The following is a 13,577-nucleotide window of genomic DNA, read 5'->3' on the forward strand; positions in this document are numbered from 1 at the left end:
GGGAAGCCGCCGCCCGGTCGGCTGACGGGCCGGTGCAGACACCGGTCCGCGTCTCAGCTGCGCGCGTAAACGTCTTCGTAGCGGATGATATCATCCTCGCCCAGATAGCTGCCGGTCTGGACCTCGATCAGGACCATCGGCACCTTGCCGGGGTTTTCCATCCGGTGTACCGCGCCCAGCGGGATGTAAACCGACTGGTTTTCAGTCACGAGTTTTACTTCCTCATCGACGGTCACCTTTGCGGTGCCTTCGACCACGATCCAGTGTTCCGACCGGTGGTGATGGCTTTGCAGGCTCAGCGCAGCACCGGGATGCACAACGATCCGTTTGACCTGAAAGCGCCCGCCGATGACCAGGCTTTCGTACCAGCCCCAGGGGCGGTAGTCGCGCGGCAGCTGCACCGCCTGCGTGGCCCCCCGCGCCTTAAGCGCGCTCACCGCCTCTTTCACCCGCTGGGATTCGGATTTGTGCGCCACCAGCACCGCATCCCCCATGGCCACAGCAACGATATCCTTGAGACCGATACCCACCAGTTCGAGCCCTTCGGTTTCCGAACGCAGCAGTGTGTCGGTACAGTCGATCGCCGTGGCCCGGTCCGAGCAAACATTGCCCGCGCCGTCAGGGCCGGATTCAAGCCAGACCGCATCCCAGCCGCCCAGATCGGACCAGCCCGCGCCAAAGGGCATCACGGCAAGGTTTGCGGCCTTTTCCATGATCGCGTAATCGACCGAGATATCCTCGACCTTGCTCCAGGCATCGGGGGCAAGGCGGGTAAAGCCCAGATCGGTCTGCGCCCCGTCCAGTGCAGCGCGCACACCTTTGACCAGCTCGGGCGCGTGCGCCTCAAATGCTGCGCGCATGGTGGTGGCGGTGAACAGAAAGATCCCGGCGTTCCAGAGATAATTTCCGGCAGCCAGCATTTCGACAGCACGGGCAGAATCGGGTTTCTCGACAAACCGGGCAAGCGTCTGCGGCTCGGACGCGCCTGCATCGGCGCCGTCGGCAAGCTCAAGATAACCATAGCCGGTTTCAGGACGCGTCGGGCTGATGCCAAAGGTGATCAGGGCCCCGTCCCGCGCACGCGGCACAGCCGCCTGCACCGCAGCGCGGAAGGCGGCGGCATCGGGGATGACATGATCCGACGGCGCCACCAGCATCAGCGCGTCTGGATCCTGCGCCTCAAGGAACAGCGCTGCGGCAAGGATCGCAGGCGCGGTATTGCGTCCCTCGGGTTCGATCAGGATGTTTGACGGCGCCTGTTCGATCGCCGCCAGCTGTTCGGTCACGATAAAGCGGAACGAATCCCCCGTCAGCACCATGGGCGCGGCAAAGCCCGGTCCGGCGAGGCGGCGGGCCGAAGCCTGGAACAGGCTTTCCTCGCCCATCAGGCGGGCGAACTGCTTGGGGTAGGATTTACGCGAAAGCGGCCAGAGCCGCGTGCCGGAGCCGCCGCACAAAAGGATGGGGGTAATCATATCTCGGGTTTCTCCTGCATCGAATGGAAATGCTGTCTATTGGGCCCCGGCGGGGCATTCTCGGATCAAGAGGGTCAGATCAGATTGCCTCGGCACTTTGCAACCTGATTTGGGTAATCACCGTGATCGGTCCGATGGGCTTCATGACCCGTTCGTTCCGCGCCGGCCACGAGGCGACTTTGCGACGGCAGGTATCATAGTTGGGGTCGGTTTCGGAACAGGTGATATCAAGTTTAAGCACACTGTGTCCCGCGTTGTGAAAATCAGCCATGGTGACAAACGTCTCGCGCGGGTAGTGGCAATACGTATCCCAGACCCGGATTTGGGCGGGCGGCAGGGTATGCCATTGCGGGCTGGCGGAAGTGGGTTTGCCACGCACGGCCACGTCCAGCACCGGCGAAAACGGGCCGATGGTCTGTTGCTGCACGATCCGTATCCCCGTTTTGGCCGATTTTTCCAGAACCAGACGCATCTGCAAACGTCTCAGACTTCCGCTGCGCGCCGCAGATCCGGCCACCCTGCGCACATAAACCATGTCGTCGGTGACTGATGGCGCGGTCATCCCAGCCCAAAGCGCCCCAAGCCCCCCCAGCTTGGTCAGTTGGTCCACGATCTGATCCGCATAAATCCGTGCCCCTGCATGGCGGGTGTGAATATCGTTGAACTTTGCAGGGATATTCGTGACGTCGGACACGTTCACCCGGACAATCGGCAGCCCGTGGTCGTCGCAGATTTTACAGTATTTGAAAAACTCCGGCAATCCGTCCGGAATCCCCTGCTCGGGGAGCGGCAGCATCAGCGTCACCGGGCAGATCCCTGCCTTTAGCAGGCGGCGATAGATATACCGGATCTCGCCCTCGGAAATACGCGTCCCACGAGTCATATCCTCGATCAGCGGTTCAAACAGGCAGATATCGGGCTGATAGGCGATGACATCTTTCAACAGGGCCAGCCCGCCATCAGACGCCCGGTTGCCACCATAGGTGAATTGCCGAATCTCGGTCGCGCCAAGGGCCGCCATGTGTTCGCGGCGCAGAACCTCAGCATAGCCGGTCACTGCTCCGGTCGCGTGATCTATGGTCTGGGCGCTGACAGAGGCGCCATAAATCGCGATCTTCAAGTGTCTGATCCCTCGCCCTTCTGCCTGATCTGGGTTTTGCGGGTCATGGACCAGAGCCGGATCGCCGAGCGGCCACATGACAGGCGGGACGTCCTCATGAAACTAGGATTTTGACGGAACAGGGCTTTCCTTGCCCTCGACCGCAGGTTCGGTCATGGGACACATCTGATCCGCATTCCCAAGGATGGCATCCCACACATCTGCCGAAGAATCCTGAACCGTAGCATATTCGGCAAAGCGATCGATCCGCCCGTAATAGAGATGCGGCCCTTTCCGCACCACGCTGCCCGGCGCCTGATCCCCCTCTTTGGTGACATAAAGCAGATTGGCCCCGCCCCGCGCCGACACCAGATCGGCCAGGTCCTGCACCGCCGACTGGGGTGGCGTATGTTTGTCCTTGTAGATCACGATCGCATTGGGGTCGCGCAGCTTGGTCTGCAGACGCAGACGCAGGTGCATCACCTTGTTGATCTCCTGATCATAGACCGCCCGGTGGTTGGCAACAAATTTCCGGTCGCGCACCATGTCAGAGTGAAACTTGACGCCGGTGCCGCGATCCAGAAGCATCTTGGGCGCGCAGGGTTCGAGATTGTCAAAAGCATACAACCCGGCAAAATCCGTACGCAGCAGATCACACAGCACCGGAATGGATGTGATGGACCAGCGCAGCAGGCTGCTGTAGCCGATCTGGTGACGCTTCAGCACAAACCCCAGCTCGCAATTGTCGCCCAGACTTTCGAAACGGGTGATGTTCATATGGCTGTCCTCATCCTGTATTCAGGCGCTGCGCAGGTTCGCCGCATCCTGTTTCAGGAACCATTCATACGTGCCCTGAATACCCTGTTCCAGCCCTATCCCGGCGCGCCAGCCCATATCCGCCAGACGGCTGACATCCATCAGTTTGCGCATGGTGCCATCGGGTTTGCTGGCGTCCTGAGTGATCCGGCCGGTAAATCCGGTGGTGGCTGCAACCATTTCAGCCAGTTCGCGGATCGACACATCGCTGCCCGAACCGACATTGATATGGCTGAGCATCGGTTGGGTGCTGGCAGCGTAAATATCCTTGGGCAGGTCGAGCACAAACAGCGATGCCTCGGCCATGTCATCGACATGCAGGAATTCGCGGCGCGGCTTGCCCGAGCCCCAGATCACCACCTCTTCGGCGCCGCTTTGGGCCGCCTCGTGAAACCGCCGGATTAGGGCGGGCAGAACGTGCGAATTCTCGGGGTGGAAATTGTCGCCCGGACCGTACAGGTTCGTTGGCATGACCGAGCGATAATCGACCCCGTGCTGGCGGTTATAGCTTTCACACAGCTTGATGCCGGCGATCTTGGCCACGGCATAGGGTTCGTTGGTCGGCTCAAGCACCCCGGTCAGCAGCGCATCCTCGCGCATTGGCTGCGGCACGGCGCGCGGGTAGATGCAGGATGATCCCAGTTGCAAAAGGCGCGTGGCGCCGCTGGCAAAGGCCTGATGGATCACGTTACATTCGATCATCAGGTTGTCGTAGATGAAATCCGCCGGATAGGTGTTGTTGGCATGAATACCCCCGACCCTGGCAGCCGCGAGGATCACCACATCTGGGCGCTCGGTCTGCATGAAATCCCGCACGGCGGTCTGATCGGTCAGGTTCAGATCGGCACTGGTGCGGGTGATTGTCTCAATCGCCTCACCACCGGCTTTGCGCGCCTCAAGCTGGCGCAGGATTGCGCCCCCCACCATGCCGCGATGGCCTGCGATATAAATTTTTGTTCCGTCGCTCATATTTCCAGCCTGCTCTACCAAGAAAATGCCTGCCTTTTGGTCCGGTTCAATTCAAGAGGTCGCGCAGGCCTTGGATATAAAGCAGCCTGAGGCATCGGGATCGTTCGCGTCTATATTATCCCGCAGACAGCTACCCAAAACATCCGGGAACTTAAACCATGAAAATGCGCTTGTGCGGCAACTGACAGCCGGTGTCATACCGGGTCCTGGAGACGGCAGCACCTGTCGGCGCATCGACGCTGCAGACCCCGAATGCCGCCCAGCATCAAGCGGCAGCTGTCCTGACCAGATGGGCCTCAGGTCGGGCGGTGTTGGGGCACATCCGGCCACAGACCTGCCCGCGCGCCTTCGGTCATCGCCAGCACAAGGTGATACATCAGCCGGGTCAGCGCCTGCGACCACAGGCTGTTGCCGTCGGCGTCCAGTCGATTCACAAAGCTCGGGCGTCCCTGGAACCAACTCTCGAACATCAGGCACAGCAACGCACGGGCGCGCGCGCCTGCCTGCGGATCCCCGGCCATATGGCGGATCGCCAGCGTCTTGATCGCCTCGGTCTGGGGCCACAGCAGAAAGCTGTTTTCGGTCACGTCACCCGCAGCCGAAACAGCGTCGAATGCCGCCCCCTTGAGTGCGCCGTCCCGGGCAAATCCGTGCCGATCCGCGAACGCGATCAACCGGGCCGCAGGGGCATCAGGGGCGGGATCACCGGCCAGACGGGCCTCTTCCAGCAGCAACCAGGCCCATTCGCACTGATGGCCGGGTTCGCGCCGCACCCCGTCGGCACCGGGCAGGGGCCGCAGGTCGGGTGTCAGGAACTCCGCAATGCTGCCGCTGTCCTGATCCATGAAATGCCGCAGCCCCAGGGTGCGCAGATCAGCGGCGCGCGACAGCCAGATCGCATCGCCGCTCATGCGGTTGGCTTGCAGGCAGGCCTCATAGAGGTGCATATGCGGGTTCTGAGCCGGATTGGTCCCGGCTCCGGTGTCATCGTTCAGCAGCAATCCTGTTTCGGGGTCCGTCAGCCGCGATTTCAGCGCCTCCCAGCACGCGTTGATCAGCGTCGCGGTTTCATCCGAAGGGGACACACGGTGCCACGTCACCAGCCCCAGAATGACAAAGCTGTGGTCATAGCTGCGCGCGGCGGCGTCTGCGGCCAGTGCTGTCGGACTGCCATCGCGCTGCGCCATGCAGCGATAAAGGCCCGGTGCCTTGCGGAACCGATCCAGAAACACCGCCTGCTGTCGCGCAGCGGCAACCAGCATCGGGTCATCTGAAAGCAGGGCTGTGTGCGACAGGGTGAACAGGGTACGAGCCTGTGTCAGAAGGGATTTTCCTGTCGTGCTGTCCGGATTGCCGTCTGCGTCCAGCGCGTCGAAAACCCCCGCCTGTCCGTCCTGAACCCGCCGTAGCCAGTCCGTCAGGAAATCGCCCCAGAACCATGCCGACCATTCCTCTGCGCTGCGGCGGCGTGTCTTCATCGGTGTTCTCCGGCTCGCTCTGCCCTGGCATACTTGTATGGCAGTTCGCAGGCTCTACGCAAGTGCCCCCAGATATTTGGCGGCGACACCCGCCCAAAGCATCCAGGCAGGACATCACCAAACCTGACGACGTATCTGCGTCAGGCTTCAGTGCCGCCACAATCCGGTTCAGGGACGGCGCCGACTCTTCCTTGAATCCGGTTTCGACAAAGAACCCCTTGTTGGACCTTCAGCGCACAAAACCTGCTCTCCTGGGGGTCAGTGCCTCAGCCGTTTTCCAGCGACACTGGCAGACCAAAACCATGCGCCTTGAGCAAGGCGTGGCGCTGTGCGGATTTGAGGTCTTCGGCCACCATTTCCTCACACATTTCCTGCGTGGTGATCTGCGGCGTCCAGCCCAGCTTGTCCTTGGCCTTGGCCGGGCTGCCCAGCAGCGTCTCGACTTCGGCGGGGCGGAAATACTGCGGGTCGATGCGCATGATCACATCGCCGATCTTGACGCCGGGGGCCTTGTCGCCCTCGACCTTGGCCACGACGGCCTTTTCGTTGATGCCCTCACCCTGGAAATCCAGCGTGAGACCCAGATGTTCAGCCGACCATGTGATGAACTGGCGCACGGTATATTGCACGCCGGTGGCGATGACAAAATCGTCGGGCGTGTCCTGTTGCAGCATCATCCACTGCATCCGCACATAATCCTTGGCGTGGCCCCAATCGCGCAGCGCGTCGATATTACCCATATAGAGGCAGTCTTCGAGGCCCTGGGCGATATTTGCCAGACCGCGGGTGATCTTGCGGGTCACAAATGTCTCGCCGCGGCGCGGGCTCTCGTGATTGAAGAGGATGCCGTTGCAGGCATACATGCCGTACGCCTCGCGGTAGTTCACGGTGATCCAGTAGGCGTACATCTTGGCGACGGCATAGGGGCTGCGCGGGTGGAATGGCGTGGTCTCGGTCTGCGGGATTTCCTGCACGAGGCCGTATAGTTCCGAGGTCGAGGCCTGGTAGAATTTCGTCTTCTTCTCAAGTCCGAGAAAGCGGATCGCCTCAAGCAGGCGCAGGGCGCCGATGGCATCCACATCCGCAGTGTATTCCGGTGCCTCAAAGGACACGGCCACATGGCTTTGTGCGCCGAGGTTATAAACCTCGTCCGGCTGTACCTCGGACAGGATCCGGGTCAGGTTCGAGCTGTCGGTCAGATCGCCGTAATGCAGCTTGAGCAGCGGGCGGGTTTCATGCGGATCCTGATAGATGTGGTCGATCCGCTGGGTGTTGAACAGCGAGGCGCGGCGCTTGATCCCGTGGACCTCGTACCCCTTTTCCAGAAGGAACTCTGCCAGATAGGATCCATCCTGTCCGGTGATACCTGTGATAAGGGCCTTTTTGCGCATTCTGCCATCCACTCAACTGTCAAAAATCTATCGGACCTGCCTGCCCGCACAATTTCCGGGCAGACCACTCCTAAACTTCGCCCGAGCGACTAGCAAGGCTGCCCTGACCGCGCAAGCGTAATCCCCCGACCCGCTCAGGTGCCCTTGCAGGTGGCCGCAGCGCTGCCTAAACTGCCCGGAAAAGAGGCTGGGACAGTGGCAGAACCGGGGATACAGAGTCGCGATAGCGATGAACAGGACCTGGGCGCAGACGGGATGCTGCGCGATCTGCTGGCGCTGCTTCAGGAGGCTGCCCCCCTTGGGGATCGGCTGCGCCGCGCACAGAGCCACATCGCAGACTGCCCGCCGTCCGCCCTGACGCAGGTTCTGGGACCGCTTCTGGGCGCGGTGGCGGTGGAGCAGATCCGCGATCACGCGGCACTGTCCGCACAGTTGCAAAAGGCGCAGTTCCTGGCGCAGCATTTGCGCCCCGCAGGCCCCCTCCAACCCGGGCGGCTTGACGGGGATGCCCGCGCCATGGGTCAGCTTTTGGCCGGGGCGCTGACGGCGCTGGCCCCCGATCAGCGCGCTGCGTTTTTCGACGCGCCCGCGTATCTCGGGGCCAATCCGGACGTGGCCGCCACGGGGATGGATCCGCTAGAGCATTACCTGTCGAGCGGCGCCGCAGAGGGGCGCAGCCCTGCGGATCTGCACCGCCGCTATCCTGAATCTTACGGCGATCAGCCCGATCCCGCCACGCTGGCAGAGCTGCTGCGCGTCCAGCGCCCCGGATTTGTCGAGGAATTTCCCGCCGCGCTGCGCGACGCCGCGCTGGCTGGTGCTGCGCGTGACGGGCGCGACATCAGCGTGATCATGCCCAGCTGGAACCGCAGGCATGTGGTGGCCCATGCAGTCAGCAGCGCGCTGCTGCAATCGCGCGCGCCGCGCGAAGTGATCGTGATTGATGATGGCAGCACCGACGGCACCTGCGACCATCTGCGCGCGCGCTTTCCCGAACCACTGTCCGAGGGGCGGCTGGTGCTGATCGAGGCCCCCCATGCCGGTGTCGCCGCAGCGCGCAACACCGGGCTAACCGCGGCCAAGGGCCAGATCATCGCCTATCTCGACAGCGACAACACATGGGAGCCGGACCATCTGCTGTTTGCCTGCGCCGGAATATCTTTGGGCGCGGCAGACCCAGAGACAGCGAAGGCCCCGCGCATGGCTTATACTGCGCTTTGTCGTCACAACCTGCGCGATGGCTGGAGCGACATCCTGTTCCAGCCGTTTGACCGCGCCGCGCTGGAGGCCGGGAATTACATCGATCTCAACAGCTTTGTGCATGACCGCGCGCTGTTCGATACGCTGGGCGGCTTTGACACCGGCCTGACCCGCTTTGTCGACTGGGACCTGATCCTGCGCTACAGTTCCGGGGAACACCCGGCTGCTGTGCCGGTGATCACCGGGCAGTATTTTGTCGCTGGAAAGGGGGCTGCCAGCATCACCCATGACGAACCCGCCGAACCCAATCTGGCGCGGATGCGCGCCCGGCTTGCCCGGGACCAGCCGCGCGATGTCTGATCCCCGCGACCAGTATATTCGTGATCTACAGGTGCAGATGCGGCTGCTTGGCCAGCAGGCCGATGCCATGCGCACCGAACTTGAAGCGCGCGAAGAGGACATCGTGCGGCTAAGCGCCCTGCTGATCGCCGCGCAGGACGCTGCACGGACCGCAACCCGCCCCACGATTCTGGCCTGGCTGATCCGGCTGGCCCGGCGGGACACATAAGGTTGGTGTCGTCTATCCCACCCCCCCAGAATGATGACGCGGGTTTTGGCGCCCTGCTCCACCAGAGCGGGCTGTTCGATGCACTGTGGTATCAGCACCGCTACGGCGATGTGGCGCGGGGGCGGCTGGACCCTCTGAGCCATTACCTGCGTCTGGGTGCGGCTCTGGGTCGCGCGCCGGGTCCGTTGTTCAACCCGCAGGCCTATCTGGCGGCCAATCCCGATGTGGCCGCCGCCGGGGTGGACCCGCTGCGACATTACCTGACAGCCGGGCGGATTGAGCAACGCCCGCTGCACCCCCCCACCAGAATGCCCGATTCCGGCCCGGCGGCCAGAGTGTCCCATCTGCGCGCGCTGCTCGAAACCGGGGGCTGCAGCATCGGGCCAGAGGCCGCACTGGGTGAACATGCCCAAAGCGCCGGCCCCGAAGCGGCACTGGCCGCCGAGGTCCTCGCGCTTTGGACATTGCGGCAGGGGGACTACGCGGCAGCGCTGCGCTGGTTTGCACGCTGCCCTGGCGCGCGGCTGGATCCGCTGCGGATAGTGGCGCTTGTGCAGGCCGGGGATCGCGCCGGGGCACGGCGGACGGCACGGGCGGAGATGCGCAGCGGTGACCTTGATCTGGCGACCACATGGCTGGCGCAACGGCCCGCCGCGCGGCTGGCCTGCCTGAACGCAGCACTGGGTCGCAGCGGGCTGGCCCCGGTGCGACTGGGGCCGGGTGCAGCGCCGCTGCTCGACCGGCTGATCTCTGCCGCGCCCCCCGCAGCACGGGGCACCGATGCCGACGCGCCACTGGTCAGTGTGATCCTTGCCGCTCACAATGCCGCCGCCACCCTGCCGACCGCGATCAGATCAGTACTGGGGCAAAGCTGGCGCGCGATTGAACTGCTGGTGGTGGACGATGCCAGCACCGATGACACCGCCGCCATCGCCGCTGCGCGGGCCGATGGCGACCCGCGCCTGCGGCTGATCCGCCTGCCCCGCAACCGCGGCGCTTACGGCGCGCGCAACGCCGGGCTCGCCGCCGCCCGTGGCCGCTATGTCACCCTGCATGATGCCGATGACTGGGCCCATCCAGAACGCATCGCACAGCAGGTCGGTTTCCTGCACACCCACGGCGGCTATGCCGGTTGTCTTAGCATGCAGGCGCGGATGACGGACGATTTGAAGGTCAGCCGCTGGACAGGAACCGGCGCACTGATCCACGAAAACCTGTCGTCGCTGATGCTGCCCGTCGACCTGGTACGCGATACGCTGGGCGGCTGGGACCGGGTGCGGGTCTCGGCCGATAGCGAGCTGTTGCGCCGGGTGCGGCGGATCTATGGCAACCGGGCGGTCCCGGTTCTGCCCGGCGGGCCGCTGGCGCTACAGCGCGACGGGACGGGCAATGCCACACAGGATGCGGCCACCGGCATGGGCTGGTTCTACTACGGCGCGCGGCGCGAATATTACGAGGCGCAGCTGGCCCATCACGCCAGCGCCACCAGTCTGCGCTATGACCCGGATGCGGATCGCCCGTTTGCCGCCCCGGCAATCCTGGACCCCGATTTTGTGCCCGGCACGGTACAGCACCTGGACCGGGTCTATGCCGGTCTTCTGAGCCTGCGGGATTCGGGCCTCGACACTTTGCTCACGTGGCTCGATGCGGACAGGATTGCGGGGAGGCGTGTCGGGCTGGTGCCGCTTTACGGGCTTGGGCAGCCGGTCGGCGGGGGACTAAGCATCCATCCGGAACTGCGGGCACGGATCGACGGCGACCGCGTGCGGGTGCTGTGTTTTGGCGAAACGGCAGAAACCGACGCCCTGCGGTTTCCGCCGGGACAAGAGGCGCTGGCAGATGGGCTGCGCTATCTGCCCGTGGTGCTCCGGGATGGGCAGCAGGGGCTGCCCCCTGCCCCGCCCGTCGGCGGTGCTGGTTAACAACGCCTTGCGCGAGCGCCCGGAGGCATGACCAACCGCTAAGACATGCCTTCGCAAAGTGGCGCCAGATTGCAGCCATCTCCGGAGACCCCAGATGCCCGACAGCTCGGCCCGCCTGTCCCTGCCGTTCCTGATGCCGTCGCAGGCGCAGAAACACGTCACCCACAACACCGCGCTTGAGCGGCTTGATGTGCTTGTGCAGCCGCAGGTCCTTGACCTTGCCGCGACCATCCCGCCCGACCCGCCCGGAGCCGGGGCAACCTATGTTCTGGGACTTGGTGCCACCAACGCCTGGGCTGGCAAAGACGGCATGCTGGCCAGTTGGAATGACAACGCATGGCTGTTCCTGCAACCGCAGGAGGGCTGGCAGGTGCTTCTGCTGCCCGAGGCGCGGCTGTACGTGCTGGTCGCGGACATCTGGCAGCCGGTCGCCGCGGCAACGCAGAACCTGGACGGCATCGGTATCGGCACCGCCTCGGATGACATCAACCGGCTGGCGGTTGCAGCGCCCGCAACCTTGCTGACTCATGACGGTGCCGGGCATCAGATCAAGGTCAACAAGGCCAGCGCCACCGACACCGCCAGCCTGCTCTACCAGAGCGGCTATTCGGGGCGGGCGGAAATGGGGCTGGCCGGATCGGACGACTGGTCGGTCAAGGTCAGCGCCGAAGGCACGACCTGGACCACGGCGCTGCGTATTGACGCAGCGTCGGGTGCGGTTGGCATCGGGCCGGATGCGCAGACCGACTACACGCTGAGCGTTGCGGCGCAGACGGTCGAGCCGACGATCCTCGTACGCAATGCCGGCGGTATCGGTGGCGCCGCTTTCAGGATGATCGACGATCTGTCGGGAGGGGACTGGAAGTTCAAGACCACCAATGACGGGTCATTCAAGCTGCGCAACCAGACCGACGCCGTGGACCATCTGTCGCTGGATAAAACCACCCGCCGCACCGATTTTGCCGGCGCCGTGCGCCCGGCCAGCTATACGGTGACCACGCTGCCCTCGGCCGCTGCGGTCGGTGCCGGAGCGATTATCTATGTTTCCGACGCCAGCGGCGGCGCGGTCATGGCGTTTTGCGACGGCAGCACCTGGCGGCGGATGACCGATCGCGCCGTGGTGTCCTGAACCGGCAAGGGCCGCACCCAGGGGAACCTGGGTGCGGCCCTTGGCCAGGCTTGCGCGCATGTATTTTGCTCTCGCGCGGCTTGCGCAAATAGCTTGACTATCGCGCGGCTTGCGCGCGCACCCACCCCAGGAACGCCGCATCCGGATCCGACAGTCGCTTGCGCCCCCTGTCAGCCCACCAGGCGCGCCACGCCGCCTCAAGTGCATAGACATCCCGGCCCGGCACCAAGGTGCGGGCCTGATCCAGCACCGCAGATGACAGCGCCGGCGCCCCAACCTCTGGAGCCCGCGCCGCCTGCCGGGTAAAGCGCATCAGATCCCCGGGATCCTCGCTCATTGTATAATCTGGCAGCAGCGCATCCGTGATCATCCGGCGCAGGGCGGCGCGAAACACCCGCAGCGGCGACGCTGACCCGGATTTCTTGTGCAAGGTTGCCACGCTGACCCGCCATTCCGGCTGGCGGCCACAATGCTTGCGCGCCAACTCGTAGATCCGCCGCTCAAGCGGCTTGCGCAGGCGGAAATAATCCCGGCTCAGCGTCAGCACCGACTTGGCCAGAACCGCGCGGAACAACCAGTCCGACAGCGTCACCGTCACCGAGATCATCCGCCCGCCGCGCGAGCGCCGCACGATCTCCCAGCCCTCGATCAGGCCGAAACCGCGCGTGGTCTCAAAGCCACCGGTGGCAAGGTTGGTGGTGATACGCGTGCCGGCCAGCCGTTCAAATGCTTCCTTGAGGCGGGTGTAAGCATCGCCGCTGGTGTCGCGATTGGTGGCGACCAGCAGATCATGCGCCTTGAGGTGCAATGTGCGGCTCAGCGCGCGGCCCGCGTTCAGCGCCGCCATCAGCTGGCTGACGCAGTAGATCAGAATGTCCTTGTCGTGGATTGTGGCGCGCCCCTTGACCGATGGCGTAACCTCGACCTCGGCACCGTTATGTTCGTAATTCAGCACCCGACGATCAGGGCGCGTGCTGAGCGAAAAGATCGGATGCTCCATACTGCCCAGATCATCCTTGGGGCTCGCCCCGAAGATATCGCATACAAAGAAATCTGCCGTCGGGTGCCGGTCGGGCAACAACCCACCTCCGCCACCCGCGATCACATCTGATCCGGTCATCTGCCTGTCCTCGCGTCCTTGCGGCCTGCTCTGCCACACTGCCCCCGGATTTTCTGAGCGACCGTTTTGACAACGATTCTGCTATCGGGGTTTCAGTGACACCCAGCCTAGAGTTATCCACAGGCAGCGTCCAGCCATGCGTCGGGGGATCAGAGTCACTCCAGCGGGGGATCAGAGTCACCAGAACGGGGGATCAGAGTCACCCAAGCACAAAAATTGATCACAAGACCCCTGAAAAACAAGGCTTTGTCGCCCCTGATGGAATCCCGTAACACATCAAATAACAAAAAAATAACAGCGCTGATATGAGTCAATTCCCTAACGCCGCTCTTGCGCAGATGGAAACCAACGGAAATTGCTGAGAAAAGCAGGTGGTGTGCGGGTTTTTCTTTCATGTTCGGACTTTTGTG

The 13,577-nt window shown here is 63.5% G+C and carries 12 protein-coding genes; 4 read left to right on the plus strand and 8 right to left on the minus strand.

All coding sequences use genetic code 11. The features are described 5' to 3' along the window. Positions 1-53: 53 nt before the first annotated feature. The 6 genes from IMCC21224_RS25160 to gmd all read right to left on the minus strand — a co-directional run bounded on the left by IMCC21224_RS25160 (position 54) and on the right by gmd (position 7,228). Positions 54-1,475, minus strand: coding sequence for a mannose-1-phosphate guanylyltransferase/mannose-6-phosphate isomerase (locus tag IMCC21224_RS25160; protein ID WP_047998298.1), 1,422 nt, complete (start codon positions 1,473-1,475; stop codon positions 54-56). 79 nt (positions 1,476-1,554) lie between these two features. Continuing rightward, positions 1,555-2,595, minus strand: a complete 1,041-nt coding sequence (locus IMCC21224_RS25165) for a hypothetical protein (protein ID WP_156178431.1) — start codon at positions 2,593-2,595, stop codon at positions 1,555-1,557. 102 nt (positions 2,596-2,697) lie between these two features. After that, complete coding sequence (locus tag IMCC21224_RS25170) at positions 2,698-3,351, minus strand: hypothetical protein (RefSeq protein ID WP_047998300.1); 654 nt, start codon at positions 3,349-3,351, stop codon at positions 2,698-2,700. 21 nt (positions 3,352-3,372) lie between these two features. Further along, positions 3,373-4,359, minus strand: coding sequence for a GDP-L-fucose synthase (locus IMCC21224_RS25175; RefSeq protein ID WP_047998301.1), 987 nt, complete (start codon positions 4,357-4,359; stop codon positions 3,373-3,375). 296 nt (positions 4,360-4,655) lie between these two features. Next, complete coding sequence (locus IMCC21224_RS26825) at positions 4,656-5,837, minus strand: AGE family epimerase/isomerase (RefSeq protein ID WP_053079211.1); 1,182 nt, start codon at positions 5,835-5,837, stop codon at positions 4,656-4,658. Positions 5,838-6,103: 266 nt separating this feature from the next. Continuing rightward, entirely contained in the window at positions 6,104-7,228 is a 1,125-nt protein-coding gene (gmd, locus tag IMCC21224_RS25185) for a GDP-mannose 4,6-dehydratase (RefSeq protein WP_047998302.1), read from the minus strand. A gap of 150 nt (positions 7,229-7,378) precedes the next feature. On the opposite strand from gmd, the gene IMCC21224_RS25190 reads away from it, so the two are divergent. The 4 genes from IMCC21224_RS25190 (at position 7,379) to IMCC21224_RS25205 (ending at position 12,047) form a co-directional block, all read left to right on the plus strand. Further along, positions 7,379-8,788 (plus strand): glycosyltransferase family 2 protein, encoded by a 1,410-nt coding sequence (locus tag IMCC21224_RS25190; RefSeq protein ID WP_156178432.1) that lies wholly within the window; start codon positions 7,379-7,381, stop codon positions 8,786-8,788. Continuing rightward, entirely contained in the window at positions 8,781-8,996 is a 216-nt protein-coding gene (locus IMCC21224_RS25195) for a hypothetical protein (RefSeq protein ID WP_047998303.1), read from the plus strand. Before IMCC21224_RS25190 ends, IMCC21224_RS25195 begins: the two co-directional genes overlap by 8 nt. A 5-nt stretch (positions 8,997-9,001) precedes the next feature. Beyond that, positions 9,002-10,918 (plus strand): glycosyltransferase family 2 protein, encoded by a 1,917-nt coding sequence (locus tag IMCC21224_RS25200; RefSeq protein ID WP_231582231.1) that lies wholly within the window; start codon positions 9,002-9,004, stop codon positions 10,916-10,918. 94 nt (positions 10,919-11,012) lie between these two features. After that, the gene (locus IMCC21224_RS25205; protein ID WP_053079213.1) at positions 11,013-12,047 is read left to right on the plus strand and encodes a DUF2793 domain-containing protein; all 1,035 of its coding nucleotides are present in this window, start codon (positions 11,013-11,015) and stop codon (positions 12,045-12,047) included. A 97-nt stretch (positions 12,048-12,144) separates the two neighbouring features. On the opposite strand, the gene IMCC21224_RS25210 is transcribed toward IMCC21224_RS25205, so the two are convergent. Together IMCC21224_RS25210 and IMCC21224_RS25215 are read right to left on the minus strand one after the other, a co-directional pair. Next, positions 12,145-13,167 (minus strand): replication initiator protein A, encoded by a 1,023-nt coding sequence (locus IMCC21224_RS25210; RefSeq protein WP_047998304.1) that lies wholly within the window; start codon positions 13,165-13,167, stop codon positions 12,145-12,147. A 155-nt stretch (positions 13,168-13,322) separates the two neighbouring features. Further along, positions 13,323-13,562 (minus strand): hypothetical protein, encoded by a 240-nt coding sequence (locus tag IMCC21224_RS25215; RefSeq protein WP_047998305.1) that lies wholly within the window; start codon positions 13,560-13,562, stop codon positions 13,323-13,325. Between the last annotated feature and the right edge of the window lie 15 nt (positions 13,563-13,577).

Source organism: Puniceibacterium sp. IMCC21224 (genome assembly GCF_001038505.1).
Classification (GTDB): domain Bacteria; phylum Pseudomonadota; class Alphaproteobacteria; order Rhodobacterales; family Rhodobacteraceae; genus Puniceibacterium.

Coding starts and splice junctions, on each gene's coding strand:
- IMCC21224_RS25160 (WP_047998298.1), bottom strand. CDS start 1,475: ATGATTACCCCCATCCTTTTGTGCGGCGGCTCCGGCACGCGGCTCTGG.
- IMCC21224_RS25170 (WP_047998300.1), bottom strand. CDS start 3,351: ATGAACATCACCCGTTTCGAAAGTCTGGGCGACAATTGCGAGCTGGGG.
- IMCC21224_RS25175 (WP_047998301.1), bottom strand. CDS start 4,359: ATGAGCGACGGAACAAAAATTTATATCGCAGGCCATCGCGGCATGGTG.
- IMCC21224_RS26825 (WP_053079211.1), bottom strand. CDS start 5,837: ATGAAGACACGCCGCCGCAGCGCAGAGGAATGGTCGGCATGGTTCTGG.
- gmd (WP_047998302.1), bottom strand. CDS start 7,228: ATGCGCAAAAAGGCCCTTATCACAGGTATCACCGGACAGGATGGATCC.
- IMCC21224_RS25195 (WP_047998303.1), top strand. CDS start 8,781: ATGTCTGATCCCCGCGACCAGTATATTCGTGATCTACAGGTGCAGATG.
- IMCC21224_RS25205 (WP_053079213.1), top strand. CDS start 11,013: ATGCCCGACAGCTCGGCCCGCCTGTCCCTGCCGTTCCTGATGCCGTCG.
- IMCC21224_RS25210 (WP_047998304.1), bottom strand. CDS start 13,167: ATGACCGGATCAGATGTGATCGCGGGTGGCGGAGGTGGGTTGTTGCCC.
- IMCC21224_RS25215 (WP_047998305.1), bottom strand. CDS start 13,562: ATGAAAGAAAAACCCGCACACCACCTGCTTTTCTCAGCAATTTCCGTT.